The organism is Candidatus Dependentiae bacterium, from assembly GCA_020431705.1.
Classification (GTDB): domain Bacteria; phylum Babelota; class Babeliae; order Babelales; family Vermiphilaceae; genus JAGQHQ01.
Map to the genome: position 1 here is coordinate 37,066 of JAGQHQ010000005.1, position 20,510 is coordinate 57,575.

17 protein-coding genes and 1 pseudogene are annotated in these 20,510 nt (G+C 33.1%); 6 read left to right on the forward strand and 12 right to left on the reverse strand.

The features are described 5' to 3' along the window. Positions 1-96: 96 nt before the first annotated feature. Positions 97-888 (forward strand): annotated as a pseudogene (locus KC460_02330) (transposase). A gap of 149 nt (positions 889-1,037) precedes the next feature. On the opposite strand, the gene pyrF reads toward KC460_02330, so the two are convergent. From pyrF to KC460_02345, 3 genes are read right to left on the reverse strand one after another with little or no spacing between them, the layout of a single operon-like run. Then, entirely contained in the window at positions 1,038-1,859 is an 822-nt protein-coding gene (gene pyrF / locus KC460_02335) for an orotidine-5'-phosphate decarboxylase (protein ID MCA9770185.1), read from the reverse strand. Next, complete coding sequence (locus tag KC460_02340; GenBank protein ID MCA9770186.1) at positions 1,816-2,421, reverse strand: orotate phosphoribosyltransferase; 606 nt, start codon at positions 2,419-2,421, stop codon at positions 1,816-1,818. Before KC460_02340 ends, pyrF begins: the two co-directional genes overlap by 44 nt. A gap of 29 nt (positions 2,422-2,450) precedes the next feature. Continuing rightward, a complete protein-coding gene (locus KC460_02345; GenBank protein MCA9770187.1) occupies positions 2,451-3,518 on the reverse strand; it encodes a tRNA-dihydrouridine synthase in 1,068 nt (355 codons plus the stop codon). 203 nt (positions 3,519-3,721) lie between these two features. Here KC460_02345 and KC460_02350 point away from each other — a divergent pair, with 203 nt between their 5' ends. Continuing rightward, the gene (locus tag KC460_02350; protein ID MCA9770188.1) at positions 3,722-5,110 is read left to right on the forward strand and encodes a deoxyribodipyrimidine photo-lyase; all 1,389 of its coding nucleotides are present in this window, start codon (positions 3,722-3,724) and stop codon (positions 5,108-5,110) included. 444 nt (positions 5,111-5,554) lie between these two features. Here the strand turns inward: KC460_02350 and ybeY are convergent, their stop codons facing one another. The 3 genes from ybeY to KC460_02365 are packed head-to-tail and all read right to left on the reverse strand — an operon-like array spanning position 5,555 to position 10,767. Continuing rightward, positions 5,555-6,007: an rRNA maturation RNase YbeY gene (ybeY, locus tag KC460_02355; GenBank protein ID MCA9770189.1), complete on the reverse strand. Its 453-nt coding sequence runs from the start codon at positions 6,005-6,007 to the stop codon at positions 5,555-5,557. Further along, a complete protein-coding gene (locus KC460_02360; protein MCA9770190.1) occupies positions 6,004-8,478 on the reverse strand; it encodes a valine--tRNA ligase in 2,475 nt (824 codons plus the stop codon). Before KC460_02360 ends, ybeY begins: the two co-directional genes overlap by 4 nt. A gap of 45 nt (positions 8,479-8,523) precedes the next feature. Beyond that, entirely contained in the window at positions 8,524-10,767 is a 2,244-nt protein-coding gene (locus KC460_02365) for a tetratricopeptide repeat protein (protein ID MCA9770191.1), read from the reverse strand. Between the two features lie 215 nt (positions 10,768-10,982). On the opposite strand from KC460_02365, the gene KC460_02370 reads away from it, so the two are divergent. From KC460_02370 to KC460_02380, 3 genes are all read left to right on the forward strand, one after another. After that, entirely contained in the window at positions 10,983-11,696 is a 714-nt protein-coding gene (locus tag KC460_02370; protein MCA9770192.1) for a hypothetical protein, read from the forward strand. 18 nt (positions 11,697-11,714) lie between these two features. Next, on the forward strand, positions 11,715-12,908 hold the full coding sequence (locus KC460_02375; protein ID MCA9770193.1) for a tyrosine--tRNA ligase: 1,194 nt from the start codon (positions 11,715-11,717) through the stop codon (positions 12,906-12,908). Between the two features lie 67 nt (positions 12,909-12,975). Then, positions 12,976-13,464 (forward strand): hypothetical protein, encoded by a 489-nt coding sequence (locus KC460_02380; GenBank protein ID MCA9770194.1) that lies wholly within the window; start codon positions 12,976-12,978, stop codon positions 13,462-13,464. Positions 13,465-13,614: 150 nt separating this feature from the next. On the opposite strand, the gene KC460_02385 is transcribed toward KC460_02380, so the two are convergent. From KC460_02385 to KC460_02405, 5 genes are all read right to left on the reverse strand, one after another. Next, entirely contained in the window at positions 13,615-13,878 is a 264-nt protein-coding gene (locus KC460_02385; GenBank protein ID MCA9770195.1) for a transposase, read from the reverse strand. Between the two features lie 377 nt (positions 13,879-14,255). Next, on the reverse strand, positions 14,256-14,753 hold the full coding sequence (locus tag KC460_02390; protein MCA9770196.1) for a TolC family protein: 498 nt from the start codon (positions 14,751-14,753) through the stop codon (positions 14,256-14,258). After that, positions 14,731-15,597, reverse strand: coding sequence for a TolC family protein (locus tag KC460_02395; protein ID MCA9770197.1), 867 nt, complete (start codon positions 15,595-15,597; stop codon positions 14,731-14,733). The genes KC460_02390 and KC460_02395 overlap by 23 nt, the downstream gene beginning before the upstream one ends. A gap of 152 nt (positions 15,598-15,749) precedes the next feature. Continuing rightward, on the reverse strand, positions 15,750-16,442 hold the full coding sequence (locus KC460_02400) for a multicopper oxidase domain-containing protein (protein MCA9770198.1): 693 nt from the start codon (positions 16,440-16,442) through the stop codon (positions 15,750-15,752). A 38-nt stretch (positions 16,443-16,480) separates the two neighbouring features. Beyond that, entirely contained in the window at positions 16,481-16,906 is a 426-nt protein-coding gene (locus KC460_02405; protein ID MCA9770199.1) for a hypothetical protein, read from the reverse strand. Between the two features lie 207 nt (positions 16,907-17,113). On the opposite strand from KC460_02405, the gene KC460_02410 reads away from it, so the two are divergent. Next, positions 17,114-18,463 (forward strand): hypothetical protein, encoded by a 1,350-nt coding sequence (locus KC460_02410; GenBank protein ID MCA9770200.1) that lies wholly within the window; start codon positions 17,114-17,116, stop codon positions 18,461-18,463. A 315-nt stretch (positions 18,464-18,778) separates the two neighbouring features. Here the strand turns inward: KC460_02410 and KC460_02415 are convergent, their stop codons facing one another. Continuing rightward, positions 18,779-20,503, reverse strand: coding sequence for a hypothetical protein (locus KC460_02415; protein MCA9770201.1), 1,725 nt, complete (start codon positions 20,501-20,503; stop codon positions 18,779-18,781). Positions 20,504-20,510 lie beyond the last annotated feature (7 nt).

Sequence of the window (20,510 nt, forward strand, 5' to 3'; positions counted from 1 at the left end):
GTTATTTTTACCACTAGTATGCTTCTGACAATTTGTGCCCAAATAAAACAATATGTATGTATGCCTAAATAATTATCTAAAAAAATAAGGAGACATATGGAGAATACTCTACATTACAATGAAATGGTAACAAAACTAAGGGCCTTTTTTCAAAAAAAGGAATATATAGAAGTTCCTGCTTCATATCGCACGTCAATCATGGCTGGATGTGAAGATCCACGAACAATTAATACATACTTTCTTGGCGGGCTTAAATTTCCATTACCGCAAACCGGGCAAATGTGGCTCGAAGTAGAATTATTAAAAAATCCTTCATGGAAAGGTGTTTATTGTTTAGGGCCAAGTTTCCGAGACGAACCAAATCCAATTCCTGGCAGACACGTACGTTTATTTCCTATGTTCGACTTTGAAGGACGAGGAGACTTTTCTGATTTACAAGAAATAGAAGTTGAATTAGTTACCTATCTTGGTTTTAAGGCACCTATAAACCTCAATTATGAAGATTTATGTTCTCGCTATGGCGTTACTATATTAGAACATACAGAAGAAGAGCGTATGTCTAAAGAGATTAGTACATCAATTTCTCTGGAGAAATATCCACTACGTACTGACCCATTTTGGAATATGAAACATGTAGGCAATGGTATCTTTAATAAAATTGACGTTATTTTGCACGGTATGGAAACTATCGGGTCTGCAGAGCGCTCATGCAATAAAGAAGAAATGAGAACATATTTCCACAGCATTGTTGACGGAAAATATGCACAATTATTCTTTGACCACTTTGGTAAAGAACGTGTAATGAATGAACTGAATCAATATCTTGATTTAAATTTTTTTCCTCGCTTTGGTGGAGGTATTGGCATAATGCGACTAGAGGCAGCAATGATTAAAGAAGCTTTATTTGAAAACTCAACTAGCTATATACCTGCCGCAGCACATGTATTTAAACAACCAACAATATAAAAAACATGTTGATACAAAAAAAGCCTTGCTATTTTGCAAAGCTTTTTTTGTATCTATTAAAAAAATATCGATTAACTTTCTATACGCTTTTTGTACGCTTGCCATCCAGCACCACGATATTGTTGTGCAGAATCAACTAGATCATCTGCATTATAAATTGAACGCCCAACGATAATAGCGTCGATTCCGCATTGCCCAATCATATATTCAGGTGTATTATACCGCTGAGATAGATTATCTTTTTTTTGTGTTAAACTTATACCCGGCGCAACAATCAACAATCCAATATCAGTTGTACAACGCTCTTGTGCAACTAAACCAACTACAAAATCAGTATTAGTTTCTGCTAGCTCAACAGTTTTTTTTGTATACATGTTATCAATTAAATTTCCCGCACAACTCAAATGAGAAAGCAAAAGCATGCCACGATTTTTATCTTTACCTACAGACTTAAGCCCATCAACAACACCTGGACCAGAAACCGCATGAGCAATAATAATATCTGCCCAATCGACAATTTTATACATGCCATCACGATACTGTTTTTGCACAATTGAACCGATATCACAAAACTTACGGTCTTCAATAATTAAAAAATTATGTTTTTGTGCAAGAGTTTTAAGTTGTTCAATTAAATCCCAATCAAAATCATTAATAATATCAATGTGTGTTTTAAGTGCACAAATATACGGCCCAATAGCATCAGTAAGTGCAATAAATTGTTTCTTGTTATCCACGTCTGGATTGTGTATCAAGTTTGTCTGCTTTTGTTCCATTAACATAAACAATCTTTTTGCCAATGGATGATGCGCATATTCAGCACGTTGCGCATAAGTTAACATATTTATATTAAAAATAGACTTGGTTTTGTCTAATGTAGGCAGTAACGACATTAATTATCTCCTGATTGATTGCACCACTTTGGCACAAAATTTTTATAATGTCAGTTAAAGTAAAAACAGAATGCACAAAATAACCGCGTTTTTGGATATTAATAACACCACCTTGCTCTCTATCAATAAGTATCACAACATGCTCCACTTGAAGACCGGCTTTCTCCAGTGAATTAATTGTTTCTAATGAGCTAATACCTGAAGTAAATAAATCCTCAACAACAAGACAAGTTTGCTTTTCCTTAAAAACACCTTCAAGTATCTTTTTTGTTCCATACCCTTTTATTTCCTTGCGCTTCATAACCATTGGTTTATTATGTTTGATCGCCATAACTGTTGCTATTGACAATGCGGTATAAGGCACTCCACACATAAGATCAAAATTGTATGTTGCTACTTTTTTCCACATGCAATTTGCAACTGCTTGCAAAATGTCTGGATAAGAAATAATGACTCGTAAATCAATATAAATTGGAGATTGAATACTACTTTTTAAAACAAAGCTACCAAATTTTACTGCATTAACTTCATAGAGCTTTCTAACTAACTCCCATTTATTCATAATTATCTCCGCTTGTCTTATAGGCCCATCTAGTGTGAATACACAAATGAATGTTTTTTATGCCATTTATGAGCAATATAAGGATTCCATATAGCACCACCAGCACTCATAGCCACGTCTGCACCAAGGTCCAAAAAAACATCAAAATCATCTGCGCATGTTACACCACCAGCTGCAAGTAATATTAAACTTAATTTTTCTTGATCAATAATTGTACGAGTATCTATAATAAATTCCTGCGCTAAACTAAAAATTGGCTTACCCGAAATACCAGCTTTAATTCTTTTACCAAATGTAGGTTTTCCATCCTTATTCATAACCTTTCTTGGCATAGAATTAATACCACAGATACCTCGAGCACCAGCACGAGCTGCAGCATATAATACTTTTTTTGCTTGCTCATAATTATCAAATACACCAACTTTTATTATGATTGGTAAATTAACAGCCCTATTAACTGTCTTAACCAACTTATAAACATCATAATAATTCTTATATAATGATTTACCGCAATAATTTGGGCATGATATATTCAGCTCTACAGCTTGTGCGCCAGCCTCTTGCACTAAAGCAGCAACATAGGCAAAATCATCAAAAAACGTTCGCGCTTTTTGTTCAACACTTCCATAAACAGAGACTATGAGAAATTGTCCATTAGACATACATGATTTTGCAAATGCAATATCTTCAAGCACCCAATTGATGTTCAAGCATGCATTTCCAAAAGAGTTAGCAATAGCTACATTGGTTAGATCAGTCACTGTGTATTTGGATAAAAAAATATCTCCCTCATCAATTTTTTTAAGCTGCTTTTTACACTCTATCCAAGAAATATTTGGCATTGGATGAGCATTAACACAAATACTCCTGACCGTCTTGTACGTCAGAACATCAAATCCTAATTTAGTTATTTGCTCAATTTTTTTACCTGTTGTAATACTACATGCGGGAATCCCAAGAGGACTGGCAATTTTGCTATCAAGAAACGGGTACCACAAGTTTTTATCTGGCCAAATGCGCTCAGGAATTTCATGGTCAAGTTTACCAGCATTTTTGGCATTATATTCGAAGTTTTTATCTATATCATAAAAAGACATATATAAGCTCCCTTCTTTTTACTGCTGGCTATATAATCACAAAAATAGCTGTTATTCAAGATAAAATATACTCAAAACACACCTTATGTCTTTTTATCTCTACAATATATCCTATAAAAAATGTTTACACCCTGTATAACAAACCACTACGATACTTAAGTCGTGAGCGGCATAAAAAGAATAATCCCATAATCTATTTAGCTATGAAAAAATATAAAACATCAATTTTTATTTTTCGAAGAGACCTCCGTTTAGATGATAATATTACACTTTTACAGGCACTATCAGAATCAGAAAAAGTTATTTCCTGCTTTATTTTTGACCCCCGCCAAGTTGGTATAAGCAATAGTTTCAAGAGCAAAAACTGTATTCAATTTATGATTGAATCACTAAAAAATTTAGATGAGCAGCTCAAACAAAAAAAAGGCAAGTTGTATATTTTCAATGGTATTGCAGAAAAAGTAGTTGAGCGGCTCATCAAACAGGAAACAATCGAAGCTATTTATGTCAATGCGGATTACACACCGTTTAGTATAAAAAGAGATAATGCAATAAAAAGAATATGTTTAAGACAAAAAATAAAATTTATCTCGTGTGATGATTTGCTGCTTAATGCACCAGAAAAAATAAAAAAACAAGATGGCACACCCTATAGCATCTTTAGTGCCTTTTATAAGCGTAGTATTAGAGAAACAATTGCCATACCAAAAATATGTAGAAAGAAAAATTTTTACATACACGCAATTAGAGGCTCACAAACACCTATGATATATAAAAAATTTTTGAAAAAAGAAAATCCCAATTTACATGTTAATGGCGGCACACAAGAGGCAAAAAAGTTAATTGGCAATATTACTCGCTTGAAAAGTTATACAAAAACAAAAGATTTTCCTGCTATTGAAACTAGTAATCTGTCTGCACATTTAAAGTTTGGCACCATATCAATTCGCCAAACATATCATAGTATTGGCAAAAAATTGGGAAAAGATCATCCACTGATAAAACAACTATATTGGCGGGATTTTTTTACGCATATTGCCTACAATAGTCCATTTGTATTTGGACAAGCATATTACAAAAAATATAACAAATTATGGTGGAGTAAAAGTAAAACCAATTTTAAAAAGTGGTGTAACGGTAAAACTGGATTTCCAGTTGTTGATGCAGGCATGCGGCAACTTAATAAAACTGGTTTTATGCATAATCGAGTACGAATGATTGCCGCTTCATTTTTAACAAAAGATTTACATATTAATTGGACATGGGGAGAAAAATATTTTGCACAACAATTGGTTGATTATGATCCAAGCGTTAATAATGGCAATTGGCAATGGTCAGCATCAACAGGGTGTGATGCACAGCCGTATTTTAGAATTTTCAACCCATGGCTACAGCAAAAAAAATTTGATCCTGAATGCATGTATATAAAAAAGTGGGTTCCTGAACTTAAAAATATTGATAATCAAATTATTCATAGCTGGTTTAAAGATACACACGATTCAATACATAATTATCCAACACCAATGGTCGATCATGCTATTGAAAGTCACAAAGCAAAGATGCTATACAAAGAAATTACAAATAAACAATAACTTGCTATAAAATACGCATATTTATTAAAAAGCACCCTACAAGTAATTTGCAGGACGACACATATGTTTTTTTGTAAGAACCTATCCCAAAATTAAGACCTTGAAATAATCTTGTAAAAAATGGAAAATCTCGCTGACAAAAAGATGTTAAAAATTCATCTAAGGGTCCATGATACTTCTTTGCGTTAATTTTTGTAAAAACAGCTAAAACAAGATCTATATATGGCAAAGCTTTTCTAATTGATCGAGTAAATTGTGGATAACTTGGAATATTTTTAAAACATCCTGAAAACTCTGTTCGCATCAAACTATAAAATTATTTCTCTGTAAAGAAATTTCTTTAGCATTGGCTAGCTCCTTTTTTTGTCCAAAAAAACGAAGCTAGTCTACTTTGTTTTTACTTATTTTTTAATTTCACAATTCACTCTTGAATACACAAACTTGTTATTGAGATAGTTTTTTAAGCAAAAAATTTTCTTGTTTTTTCATTACTGCATAATCTTGATCTTTGATGTGATCATAGCCAAGCAGATGGCAGATACCATGAACTAATAGCATTTGCATGTGTTGTTCAAAACTGTGTCCCCATCGTGGGGAATCTTTTTTGACATATTCAGGACTGATGATAATATCACCCAGATTTCTATCTTCATCTGTTGTTGCGCTAATTTTATCGCCAGCTTTTAGGTCGGAGTGATAGGGAAATGAGAGGATATCAGTGGGTTTATCTTTATTGCGGTAATTATGGTTATATTTTTTGATGGTTGTATTGGTTGTTAGCCAAATACCCAAATCAAAATCATTATAACCTAAGATATCCAATATTTTTTGTGCGTCTTGCTGCAATTTTTTTTGATTGATGTTTATTTTTTTCTGTGTGTTTCTGATAAGAATCATGTAACAAACCCATGCCAGAAGCCATCTTTTTCTTCTAGTTTATCAGATATTTTATTGGTAATTTTATACTCAATATCATAGGCTTGTGTTACACCACGTAATAATTGATCTTGTTTTTTGATAGCCTCAAGTAATTCTGTATCAATTAGACCAACAGTAAGTTTTTTTAGCTCTGTTTTTAACGAAAGTTGCTTGGCTGTTTTGAGCTTGCGTACTTTTACAACAAGATCAACAATATGATCCATAATTTTTGTTTCTTGTTCAAACATGTATGCTTGTTGCATATTGGCAAAGCTTGTTTGATGTAGTGAATCTGTGGACGTATTAGGTTTATATATTTCTTGGTACAATACTTCAGTTACATGTGGTACGAATGGTGCGTACAGTTGCAAGATGCGTAAACCGACATGATACAATGTTGCTTGAGTTTCTTGTACATGTTGTTCATCATAATTTTTTGGATTAAACAACTGATTTTTAATTAATTCTAAATAATTGTCGCAAAATGTTTGCCAGAAAAATTTCTCTGATACGCCGAGTGCTAAACTGAACTCATTTTTTTCAAAATATTTTTTGTATTGATCGAATGTGTTGCTTGCATTATGTAGTAGCCATTTATTAATTGGTGAAGAAACCTCAACTAAATTGTTTACAGATGTAATTGTGGTTGTGTGCTCATTTAAAAATAAAAATGCATTCCACAATTTTGTAATGAGTTTTTGTCCAATTTTTAATTGTGTTTCAGAAAATGCAGTATCTTGTCCTAGGGCGCCAGAAGCTGTCCAATATCTTATAACATCAGCAGGATATTTTTCTAATAACGCTATTGGCGCAAGTGCTTTTTGTTCTTTTGATTTAGAAAGTTTTTCTTTATCACCACTCAGTACATGGCCAGAAATAATAATATCTTTCCATGGAATAGTCGTATGATGCATCCATACCTTTACAATGGTATCAAATGCCCATGTGCGAATAATGTCATGCGCTTGCGGGCGCATACTTATAGGAACAAATGTGCCTGCGGGCTCGGTAAGTGGATTTACCTGCTTACCTTCAACAACATTGCTGTAAAGCTTGTGACATAAATATGGAGAGAGTGAAGATGTGTTCCACGTATCCATAACATCTGTATCAGGAATAATATTTGATGATCCGCATGTGGTGCATGAACCTGAATATTGAGTTTCTTGCGGGTCGATAGGCAAAGTTTCAATATCTGCTAACAGAATTTCATTGCAATCTTGGCAATGCCACGCAGGAAATGGAATACCATAATAGCGCTGGCGAGATAAACACCAATCCCATCCAATATTATTAACCCAATCTAGATAGCGAGCTTTCATAAAATTTGGGTGCCAGTTAATCTGATTTGCTAACTCAATAAATGTTTTTTTGTGAGACATAATATTTAAAAACCACTGCGGCAACATCAAGTATTCAATTTCTTGTTTACAGCGTTCGTGTACATTTACCACGTGAGAAATCGGCTTTTGCTCAAGTAATAAGTTGTTGTTTTTGAGTGTGTCTAAAATGATCTGGCGTGCCTCTTTGCATTTTTTGCCAGCCAATATACCAGTATCTTCGCCCCATTTTCCATCACGGCCAACTGATTGTTTATAATTAAGATTAAAATCTTTATACCATTCAATATCAGTACTGTCACCGAACGTACAACACATTACTAACCCAGTTCCTTTTTCTGGGTTAACACGTTTATCGGCATAAATAGGGATTTGATATTCAAATAATGGTACGATTGCTTTTTGATTTTTTAAATGTTTATACCGTTTATCATCAGGGTGATAAAACATTGCAACGCATGAAGATAATAGCTCTGGGCGCGTTGTTCCGATTAATAAATTGTTACCTTCTTGATCTTTAAATACGATAGTGCTGAAAAGTGAATCATGTTGTGCATCATCAAGCTCTGCTTGTGCGACAGAGGTTCTACAGGATGTGCAATAGGGAGCAGGTTCATTTTTGCGATATATAAATCCTTTCTCATGCAATCTGATAAATGATTCTTGTGAAAGCTTCCGTGTGCTTGCCGAAATAGTTGAATATATAGCATCCCAATTTGCAGAAAGTCCCATACGCTTCCATAGTTGAGTAAACTCTTGTGCTGAAAGCTCTACTTCTTCAAGGCATACCTTAATAAATTCTGAGCGACCAATTTTGTATGGGCTTACTTTGCGTTTTTTTTCTACATATCGTTCAGTTGGTAGGCCGTTATCATCAAAACCAAAAGGATAAAAAATAGAAAAACCATTCATTCGCTTATAGCGAGCAATGATATCTGTTTGTGTGTATGAGAATATATGCCCAATATGCAGAGAACCAGAAACAGTTGGTGGTGGTGTATCTATAGTGTATTGTTGCCCTTGATTATTTTGTGGTGCATAGGTTTTTTTATTATCCCAACTATCTTGAATCTTTTTTTCGTGAACTTTATGATCGTATTTTTTATCCATAATGCTTAATTTTACTTGTAATGCACTAAATCGTCAAAATTGTTATTACGTAAGATATTTTTTATTTAACTGAGCAATTAAAGTCATTGCATTATTTTTTATTTGTTCAGGACCATTGCTTTGTACTAGTTGAGCAAGGAGTTCTTTAGCCATTGGGATGCGGCCCATTTTTTCATAACATGCGGCCATGCGGATATTAATGTGGGGAAATTGTTTTTCAAATGGTTTGAGTTTTGCAAAAAGTTCTAGTGCTATATCTGGATTGTTCATGTTCAAATATGCTTCTGCGATATTATATGTAATGCGCACATCATCTGGATTTCTGTGTAGTAGTTGCTTATATAATGGAATTGCTTTGGCGTGTTGTTTATTTAAAAAATAAGCATTTGCTAAACTAAAATATGTTTCATAATCGTTTGGTTTAAATTCTAACAGACGTGTGAATGCAATAATAGCATCTTCATATTTTTTCATCCTCATACTTGCTTTTCCATACATTGTAAAGCCAAATTCATTATCAAGATCGGCCTTAGTGCAACAAGCTTTAAAACATTCCCATGCTTTTTCTATTTCATTTTTTTCTAGATATACGCGCCCTAAATTAAAATAGGCTTTGCCATAATACGGGCGCAAACGTAAAGCTGTTTTGAGAATTTTTTCTGCTTCATCAAATTTCTTCTTTTGCACATAAAATGATGCTAAATTATTGTAGCCTTCAGGATAATATGGATTTATTTTTATACCACGCCTGAGTGCTTGAATGGCTAGATCTATCTTACCAACTTGACTATATGCGACGGCTAGATTATTGCATGGGTCTGGGTAGTTCGCATCCATAGCAATTGCTTTTTTAAAGTAGGGGATTGACTCTTCAAATTTGTGCATTTTTTGTGAAAGTTCGACGCCATAATTATTATAGGCACGTGCTTTACCAGGTGCATTTTTAATAATATTTTCCCAAAATTCATGCCCCGAACGCCATACCTGATTTCTGTTAATAGTGGCAAATCCAATAAGTGTTGCAAATACGAGCATAAATGCGAGGTTAATATATGATTGTTCTAATAAAAGAGATTTGGTTTTTAATTGTTTTTTTGCCCATAAAAAAAAGTTAAAAATGCCACAAGATAGAATAAAAAGCCAGCCAATTGATGCAGTGTATGTTTTGTAGTCTACTAGTAATTCTGGCGATGGAATAATACTGGAGCGTGGTGCAATGCAAATAAAAAACCACAGTGCACCAAAAGCAATGGTATGGTTCATACTTCTGCGAAGTAGAGTAATAACACTCCATGAGATAAGGCATAGCGCTAAAAATGGTATAAATGCATCTGGTGATAAAAAGTCGCGTGCTAATTTCCAATCATACTCAACGCTGATACCAAATGGCCAAATAAACATCCATAGGTAGTGCAAAATAACTTTAAACTGCGAAATGAAGAATATCCACGGAGTAATGGTTGTTTGTGGTGTATGGGTTATTACATTACCAATATTATTTTTTGCCAACCGCTTGAAACCTAAAATATCAGTGAAAAATTGTGGCTTGAGTAGATATAAATAAATACCAAAAACGGTGGCAAAAATTCCTATGTGGAGCCACAATCGCTTTTTGAGTGATAACCAATCTCCTTGTGACACAAAGAACCAATCAATCAACAAAATAAGTGTAGGAGAGATTATAGCAATTTCTTTTGTGCCGCATGAAAGTATAGCAAGGATAAATAAAATGCATGTTAAAACTACGTTAGATAGTGTATTTTGGGTGCGTGCATATAATAAAAAAATTAAGCTCATACCTAAAATTGTCATACATGAGAGGCCCTCAAGCTGCCCTTGAATAACGTATGATACTGTTTGTGTTTGCACAGGATGCAACAAAAATAATAATGAGGTAAGTGTAGCCAATTCGAATTTATTTTTTGTAAAAAAGCTTGTTTTTTTTAATTGTGATAATGCATAAAAAATAACAAAAAAAACAAGTAGGCCGTTGATGATATGAAATGAGATATTAAATAAACGATAGTAAAATGGTTCAAACTTACCTAGCTTATAATTAAGTGAGTTGAGCCAGTAACTGATCCAACGTGGGCCAGAAAAAAATAATCGTTCTAGGCTGTAGTGGCGAATATTAAAGTGTTTAGTTATATTGGCGATATCATCAAACTGAAATTCATAATTAAGTGAAGGGTAATATATAATTGCAGTAAGCGACGCAAGAATTGTTGTTATTATAACATTAAAAGACCATTGATGTGTTTTTTTTGTTACACTATTGTTTTGCTTCATATTTTTTTCTCTAGATATACATTTTTTAAGCAACTTTTGCAGTCTAGCCTTCGATTTTTTTTTTGTCGAGGTATCCATTTTAAATGCAATTGAAAGGTTTGTTAGTGTTTACTACTATGTAGTTGTTTTGATTGTTAGGTTGTTTTGTTTGACCCTATTTTTAATTTACCGTAAGCTTTGTATAGGCCTATTATCATTATGTATAAAGGATTTTCATGGTTACACTGCAAGGTGTTTCTTCAATCATTACTATTATCACGCTATTAATCGCATATTGTATTTCTGTTGCAGTTGCAGGTGCATTTCGCGCATGGACTGCATATAAAATGGGTGACGAAACCGGGCAAGCGCTTGGTTTTTTAACATTAAGTCCTCTGGCGCATATTGACCTGTTTGGTCTTGCTTTTTTGTTTGTTTTTCAATTCGGATGGGGACGGCATATTCCTATTAATCCATTAAATATTCATGGTCCATCACGTACATTGCGCATGTGTGCGGCATATCTTTCTGATACATTTGCACATCTTGCTGTTGCAACTATTGGTATGTTTACTTTACTTGTTGGTTTTGGTACGCGTGTTTTAGAGTTGGTGATTCCAATGGTACGTTTTGGTGTTATGTCTCATACGTATATTGCGCAAGAATATACTGCAAGTTCTTCTCTGGCAGTTTCTTTGATGTTTATTATTATTGCAATAGTATATTTAAATGTTGTTCTTGCTGCCTTGAGCTTTATCATAAGTGGTTTTGGTTTACTGACTATATTTTTACTTGAGCGTTATCCAGAATATTGGCGCTATAGAAATTATTTATTTTTGCTGGTACCGATGTTGTTAATTTTATTCTTTTCTTATCCACTGCGTCTTTTTGTGTTGTGGATTATTTCAACAATTGGTTTTATGCTTGCGTATTTTGTTAATCTTGTCTGATGAAAAGCGACGTATTACATGGAAATAAAAAAAATTATAGAGCAGTTGCGTATTGGTACATCAACTTTGTTACCGGAAGTTGATTTATATAAAAAACTAAAACGTGGTGGTCGGCTTAAAGTAAAACTAGGCATGGATCCGACAGCAGCAGATTTGCATTTAGGCCATGCAGTTGTACTTTCAAAGATGAAACAACTACAGGACATGGGACATGAGATTATTTTTTTAATTGGTGATTATACTGCACGTATCGGGGATCCAACAGGTAAATCAAAAATGCGCCCGCCACTAACAGAGGCTGAAATTCAGCGCAACATGCAAACTTATTTTGAACAAATTAAAAAATTTTTAGATCCAGACAAAGTAACGGTAAAATGTAATTCTGAGTGGCTTGATGCACTGAGCAGTAAAGAATTTGTTAGTTTATGTGCTAGGGTTACCGTGGCGCGTTTGATTGAGCGTGAAGATTTTGCCAATCGTATTCAAGCGCAGCAAGCAATTGGATTTCATGAATTACTTTATCCCTTGTTGCAAGGGTATGATTCTGTTGTGCTTGAAGCTGATATTGAATTGGGTGGTACTGATCAAACATTCAATTTGCTCATGGGTCGTTATTTGCAAGAGCAGTATGGGCAAGAACCTCAAATTATTATCACAACGCCTTTGCTGGAAGGGTTGGATGGTGTGCAAAAAATGTCTAAATCACTTGGTAATGCTATTGGATTAATTGAGCCAGCAGGCCAGGCGTTTGGGAAATTGATGTCGATTAATGATGATTTGATGTGGCGCTATTTTGAACTGCTTTTATATAAAGATCATAGCTGGATGACGCAGGCAAAGTCGCGTGTTGCTGGCGGTACATTGCATCCAATGGCTGCAAAAAAAGAAATGGCATATGAGATTATAGAGCGATTTTGGTCAAAAGAAGAAGCGGAATCTGCTCGTAAGCAATTTGAGGCATTGTTCCAGAAAAAAGATTATTCGCAAGCAAATGAAGTTAGTTTACCATCTAATGTTAAAAATCCATGTTGGATTATAGATTTACTTAAAGTACTTGATGCAGTCAAAAGTTCTTCTGAGGCAAAACGTTTAATTGAGTCGGGGGCTGTTATTATTGATGATAAATCTATGAAGGACTTTAGAAAAGAAATTAAGTGGAAAGCTGGTATGATTATCAAGGTTGGTAAACATCGTATCTATAAAATTTCATGAATATAATACAAAATAATATGAGAGGTTTTTTATTAATAGATAAACCAACAAGTATAACATCATTTAAGTGTGTTGCCAGATTGAAAATTTTCTACCAAAGAAAATAAAAATTGGCCATGCTGGTACGCTTGATTCATTTGCGACTGGTTTATTAATCGTTGCTATAGATAGAAGTGCAACGCGGCATATTGATAAGCTGATGAGCTTAGATAAGATGTATATTGCGCAAGGCAAATTAGGTCAGCTGACAGATACGCTTGATTTTACAGGTAAACTAATGGATGTGCCAAGGCCAAGTCGTGACGAAGCGACTGGTCAATATCATGTAAATAATGGTGTGACAAAGCACATGCTACAAGATGCTATTACATCTTTTGGTGAAAGATATGTTCAAATACCACCTATTTATTCTGCACTTAAGTATAAAGGTTGGGCGCTTTCTGAGTTATTGCGTAAACAAAAAATATCCGATATTCGTGTTTTGATAAATGATATTGCAGAAAAAGTTGGTACCGTCGCTACCACGCAAGCATTACGGCGTCTTTCTATTGGCTAATTTTCTGTTGAGGATGCAGTATCACTTTATGATATTGAATCTTCTGAAGATATACAAAAAACTTGATTTCAATGTGTTTATTGCCGATGGTTGAAAAAGTGAAGTGATGTGGTACAGCTAATTTCTAATAGGTCCTGTTGAGTTTTCATCTTAACCATAAAACTGCTCCAACAAATGATAAAAAAGCTTTGAAATTACGAACTGACCATAAGCCCTGTAGGCTAAAACATACGATTGAGAAGTGTTTTTTAATAATTTTTCTGCTTGATTAACGTCGTTTGATTGTCCAGGTGTAACTAAAAATTTCAAAGGATTGCCCAGTGCATCAACTTTTGCATGAATTTTACTGGTGAATCCGCCAACACCTCTGTCTATTCCTTGTTCATTGCAAAATTTAAGTAATTCATTCCAAATACTTTTTTTACTCCATGAATCAAATCTTTTAAAAACTTAAAAATTTTGATCCATGCAAATTCACTGATATACTCTTTTTTCATGATAGTACCGATTGATTTTTGTTGCTAAGCTAATTTTTTTCGGTGCTATCATACAAAAAGTTTCTGCTATTTTGAAAACTCAACAGAACCTAGTATCTTTTTCATATATGTCCTCATTTTAAACAAACTCTACTTTGTTAACACTTTTAAAATTAGCCGGCTAAGTTATATCTCAATTTTTTATAAATGTATATACCATCAAAAATAACTATCAGACGTGCAAATAAAAAGTTTTAAAATAATAAAAACGCCATATAACAAAATAATGGTACTTTAAGGAAGCTAGATTATCCTTTAGGTTGCAACATTTTCTAATTGAGCTCCCACACTAAATTCTAGATCTATATATTCCAAGGAAGCTCGATAAGTAAGATCGAGCAATTTTACTTTTGATTGAAAAAGATCAATCTGAGTTTCAAGAAATACGATCATACTCATTTGCATCTTATCGAAAAATTCTTTGCTAAATTTAATTGCTTGCATAACAGGTGGCAATACATTATGTCTATAGTGCTCAATTTGAGCTAGATATGAATTATAACGAGACAATTGATTAAATATATTCGCAAAAATCGTGCGTTGTTGTGCCAATAAATTCTTTTCAGCTTTATTGATTTCAGATTTCGCCCGCTCAACATTACCATAATTAGTATTAAATAATGGAATATTAATACCCAATGCTGGGCCCACACCAGAAACTTTTTTCTCAAAATCTCGCTCATATGAAATACCAACTTGTACATTATCAACAATACGTGATCTTTCATAACTAACTTCTGCGAGCTTTGGCAATTTTTGATTGCTCAATTAATATGTCTGGATGAAAAAGCATCGCATACCGTTCTAGCTCTTGCTGAGAAATAGAAACTGTTGGCATTACTATTGAATCAGTTAGACTAATATAGTCATTGTTGATGGGTACACCTAATAACTGATACAATTTTGTGTAAGATATTTGTAGAGCTACTTGCGTATCAATAATTTTTGCTTGCCATTCAGCAAGTTTGCTCAAAGAAAAATAATAATCAAGTTTTGTGTTATAGCCAAATTGATAACGATACTTAATATGATCTTTTATATTTTGTATTACTGTAGTTATTTTTTTTACTATTTCTAAATATTCTTGTTGATATTTACAGTTTAGATATGCATGTTGAACAGTCTTTCTCGTTGATAAAATAATACTCATTATTTCATGTGTCTTCATATCTAAGTTTCGTTGAGCTACCTTCTTCTTGAAAGGAACTTGCCATAGATCTGAAAGCATAAAATGAGCTGAAATTTCTACTTTAGTATGGGTATCATTATTTTTAGTTGGTAGTTTAAATATAGATTCCACATGAGGATTAGTATAAAAACCTGCTTGAATAAGATCTGATTTACGAATACCAATTTCTTCAAAATGAGCTTGTAAAGTTGGATTATACTGTAATCCAATTGCGATTGCTTCCTGTAACGTTAGTTGTTTACTTTGAGGTAAAGTTGCATACGATACTGAAGGATTCATCCATTCGGGAGCAATATTTATTCTCTTTTTCGATGCAGTTTTGATTGGATCAAATATTTTTTCATGTCGAAAACTTAAGCATTGTGGTAATAGCAGAATAAGACTTAAAATTGATAGTGATTTTTTCATAATCCTGTCCCCTTCTGGCTAGGATGCTCCCATCTTGTATGAGTATTTGTTGGAATGACATGAAGAAGCGTAAACATACCCCCATGTTCCATGTACCCCATTGGAACCTCAGCATGGGCATTCACAATATGATGAAGCTTATGACAATGTATTCACCATATACCAGCATTCCATGCAGTAAATTCTACATCACGGGTAGTACCAGCCGAAACGAGGATTGTAGAGCCTTTTGTTTGAGCTAATAATGGAACTGGCCCTCCTTCAGTTCCTACATGCGTCCAAATATATCCATGTAGATGAATTGGATGACTATCCATAATAACATTACTAAATCTAATACGAACACGATCGCCCTGTTTAACCGTTAAAACAGGAATGTTAGGAGCTGCTCGACCATTAAAAGTAAACCAATTAAAATCCATAGTAATTAGATTAACATAATCACTTCCCGGTAAGATTGCCCATTGTTGAAGCATAATCACAAAATCTTTATCAATTTTTGTTTCATATGTTTTAGGATGAATAACAAAAGTTCCATTAAGCCCCATATGATCCTGACGCATCACATTAAATCCAGAGTGATACATAACAGTACCAGATTGATAAAGAGTGAACTCATACGTGTATTCTTCTCCTGGCATAATAGGTTGGGCTGTTTCAGGAGCTGCACCATCTTGATTGTTAGGAAGCTCTATACCATGCCAATGTATAGATGTTGGTTCAGGGAGTTCATTTTTTACAATAATACGTACTCTGTCCCCTTCAGTTGCTTCAATTGTTGGACCAGGCGTTGTTCCATTATAACCCCAGCACTTAACTATTTGATATCGCGGAATATGATGCATCGAATGAGAAGCCTTGTTTTGTTCAGGTATAAGATGAGCTACCGTCGATTTTTTTCATCAACAATTAGATGCTCGATTGGCTGTGCAATGAGTCTAAAAATTTTAATATTACCATCAAGCTCATAGCCCAAAGGAGGTACACCAGGTGTTTCAACAACACCCATTTGTTTTCCCATTAATGATGGTGGTGCTGATATCTGCTCATTTTCTTTTTTCCAAGGGATTATATAATGATCGGAATGCTTTTTTGATTTTGTTTTTGGGGCAATAACAGTACTTTTTTGTTCTATACAAAAACTAGAAAAACTATCAGATAAAAGACGATAATAAGAATTATTTTTATGAAAAGAATTAATTGTAGGTTTTGAAATGTGGCTTTCAAAAAAAGAATAAACAAAAAATGGAACACATAAAAAATAAAAAAAAGCGTAACCAAATAAATTATTTATCAAACTTAGCAACATTATTTATAACCTGTTTCTTTTACACAGAGCAAAAAATATCTTACAGAATTGTAGCGTTGCAAGGTTTCAATACATGTTGCAAGAGTTTAATAGATAAAAATAAACAGACGAATAACATATTTTTAATAAAACTCTTGTGTTCTCACTCACATGATATATTACTCTTTCAAATAAGATAAATAACAAAACAATTATATTGAGCTGAGTATGAAGCACGCAAAAAAAGCTATTGTTGTTTTAGCTATTCTAGCCTTTTTGATTTATTCACGCTTATCAATCTCCATGGATGGCTGGCGTAGATACACGAATCCCATTACTCAACAGGCAAAAAATCTTTGGATGCAAATGAGACAGCTTGCAAAACTAAAAGAAACACCAGTAACGACTACTATAGGAAAAAGCACAGCAGTATTCCAATCTATTTTCGACTCAAAAAAAGATATATACACATTTTTAGAAAAACTAAACATTGAAAAAGTAAATGCAATAATCACTATACTACTAGAAGACTTTAAAATTTTTAAAGAACTTACCTTTCAAACACCCCTTACTCCGGAATGCAAAAAAATACTAGAAAAATACAAATTAGAAACAACAGAACATCAATACATTAAATCATTGTGTGGAAAATCCAATTATATCGAATCTCTAGAAAGATTCGGATTTGTAATATATACTTTCGAGATCTTATTGAACGATAAAAACATTTTAGAAAAAATAGCCTATCTGGCAAAACAGCTCTCTATTTTAATTGATAACACAAAGAATGTAACTAATATCATCTCTCGTTTTTCAAGTAAAGAAATAGAAAACTCAATCAAAGAACTTAATCACAACATGAGCAAATGCTTCAAAAAAATAAGCTCTGGTACAAGTGCTTTAATTAAAATGAGTGGATTACAAAATATTGAACCAGCTATAGAAATCATGATTAAACAACAAGTTCACACCGATTTATCGCAATCAGAACAACAAACAGTTATACAAAAAGCAAAACAAGCTCTCCAGCTCGTCAAAACACTGCCCGATAAATTTAAAGGTATACAAAATATTCACGCACTTCTTTCTTCAAAAAAGCTTTCTGATCCAATAAGAAATACCAATACAGCATTTATTATATTCGACCGCGTGCTCGATAATATAGCAAAAGACTGGAAACAAATTAGCCTAGGAACTAATGAAAGTAACCCATTAGTCAAACAAATTCAATATAGTCTATCACAAAATACAACAAAAAAAGGTCTTATTAATGTATTATCTAATATACAAACAATTCTTGAGTTCACTAGAAGCACCCTCTTCAACACAGCCATCCTTGTTACCTTACTTTCTACCATAATAGAAAATTTAAATCCGCTAATAAAAACAGTGAATGATGAAGTAGTACAACGATTATTAGAACCTTCAATAGTACAACAACTCGAAAAGACTCAAACAACTCTATTATCTATCGCTAAAAGTCTCTCCGATCTATCTTTCAATATAGTAAACGATAAACTTGTAATCGATTATATAAAAAAATCAAAAAAGCAAATTAAGAACCTATCCCAAAATTAAAATCTTGAAATAGTTTTGTAAAAAGAGGAAAATCTCGCTGATAAAAAAATGTTAAAAATTCATCAAAAAACGAGACTTTCCATAACTTTTATATAAAAATTTTGAAAAAATACCAAAGAAAAAATTGTGAAATGATGAAGTGGATAGCAATTGATGGATCAGTTTTCAAAGCGTTGCTGAAAGGAAAAAACGTTGGTCCAATTTTAAAAAATTGCTTTATTTATCTTGCGCAGAACACCCCATAGGTTTTAAACTTTGGTATGAATGCGCCAAATCATTGGCTCGAAAGCCACACGGCTTAAAATCGATGTTACTTTACTTTTCTTTACTAATTAATGCTTTATTTTTTGCTGCTTTTCTTTTGAGTTGTCTTATTTTTGATTCTTTGCCTGTTGTTTTTGAAGTACTTATCAATTTCTTATTATTTTTTTTATATTGTTTTTTCTTAGCTGTTGCCCTTTGTGCCTTTTTTATTATTTTTTCTGCTGATTTTTCTACTGCTGCGGCATTTTCTAGTGCTATTTCTTTTGCTTTTATTGCTTTTGCTTCGGCTTCTTTTGTTTCTTCTGATTCTTTTTTTAGTGCTATTGCTTTTGCTTTTGCTTCTTTTTTTACGGCTTCTAATAATGCTCTCGTTGCTGCATTTTCTATTACTTTTGCTTTTTTTGCTGCTGCTAATAATAACATTGCTTCTGCTGCTTTTTTTACTTCTGCTGCTGTTTTTGCATATGCTGTTTTTTTTCCATACGCTGTTTTTGCTTCTGCTGCTTTTTTTCTATATTCTTTTGCTTTTTTTATTGCTTCTGTATATACTTTTTTGTTGAAACGCATCATAACTTTATATCTCATTCTTATGCTAAATAAAAGATATTTACATTCTTTTTCTTCTCTTGAATCACCATCTGTATTCTTTTTTTCTTCATTTACTTTTTTGCTCGAATCACTACTTACGACGCTTGAATAAACACTATTTAGATTCTCTTTTTTTTCATTTACTTCTTTTTCTACTACGTTGTTTTCTTTAGCCGCTGCTGCTTTTTGAATTTTTTCAACTTCAGAACGTACATCTTCGTGCCAAGCTGTGATGCAATTATACTTTTGATCTTTAATATTTGTAACCGCTTGGATTAAAGTATCAAGATTGCTACTTTGTTTTGTTATTTTTTTTCTGTTTTTATTTACTGGGATTGTTGCGTCTTTTTTTTTTGCTTTTATAATACGCAGCATGCCATTCATATCGAACTCTATTGTCATTATGGCATCTGTATTTTGGGTGTTAAAAAAGAAAAAAGGATAAAGCGCAGAATTTTGTTCTTTATTTTGTTCTTCTTGCTCAGCAATTTTTTTTTCATAGAAATTATATAGAGCAATCAAATTATATAAATAATTCTTTATGATTAAGTAGTTTTCAGCTTGATCTTTTATTGTATTACTTCTTATTATTTTAGAAAAAAGCCAAGGTAAAAAGGTTTTGTTTTTTCTATCGCTAATAATTTTTATACTATTTTTAAATTTATCATTAATTCCTTTAATCGCATTTGTACTTTGATCATAAATACACTTATTATTATCTTTACTTAAATTAAACAAAGAGCCACCAGCATTAATATCTTTGATATATTCTGTTGCATTTACTTTAAAATTTATATGATATCCTGCATTGGTACCACCCATACTTTTTGTTACTAAATCATTAAATTTTTTTTCTTTTTTGATCTTACAAAAATGGTTTGGCTTGACCCATGCTAATAAACCAAGACCCAAAAATACTGCTGTTGCTGCGCCACATATTTTAGCTTGCACACTCAATTCTGTTGGAATAGCATGTATGCCTGCTAAGTTCTTTTTAAGAAGATATCCGCCGCCTGCTACAAGACCTGATCCCAATACGGCTTTAGCGACTTGAGTAAAAGGCTTTGATGGTGTTATAGAAAATTCTTCTCGAAAGGCTTTTTCTACAGGTGTATATTCATGTTTCATGGCCACAAGGCTGTGAGAAATAGCAAGTGTTAATAATATAAATAATAATTTTTTAGACATGAAGAAT